Source organism: Arthrobacter sp. 'calajunan', assembly GCF_046940185.1.
Classification (GTDB): Bacteria; Actinomycetota; Actinomycetes; order Actinomycetales; family Micrococcaceae; genus Glutamicibacter; species Glutamicibacter soli.
On sequence record NZ_JBKZDY010000031.1, the window covers coordinates 1 to 330 of the forward strand.

At 66.4% G+C, this 330-nt stretch carries 1 pseudogene; it reads right to left on the bottom strand.

The features are described 5' to 3' along the window. Nucleotides 1-310 (bottom strand): annotated as a pseudogene (locus RF641_RS17525) (hypothetical protein); the annotation flags it as partial. Nucleotides 311-330: the final 20 nt, after the last annotated feature.

The window sequence follows — 330 nt, forward strand, 5'->3', positions numbered from 1 at the left end:
CGCGGGGGTCGCGTTTGCGGGCCAGGGCGACGGTGCTGGCTGCTCCGCGGGTGAGGTCGTTGGCGTGGGTGCCGTTGTTCTCGTTGGTGCGGAAGACTTCTTTTTCCAGCTGGTGGGCGAGCATCGCTTTGAGGTAGTCGTAGCCGGCGGTCAGGGCGGTGAGTTCTTCGATGGCGGCGGCGCAGTCGGCGGTGCTGCCGCATTCGAGGGTGCGGGCGAGCTGGGTGGCCAGGGCGGTGAGCACCGCGGTGCATTCGGTGTGGACCGGTGGTACGGGCGGGCGGTGGCGTTGCTGCATTGCTTCGTACATGTGTTAATTGTACGGCGTTT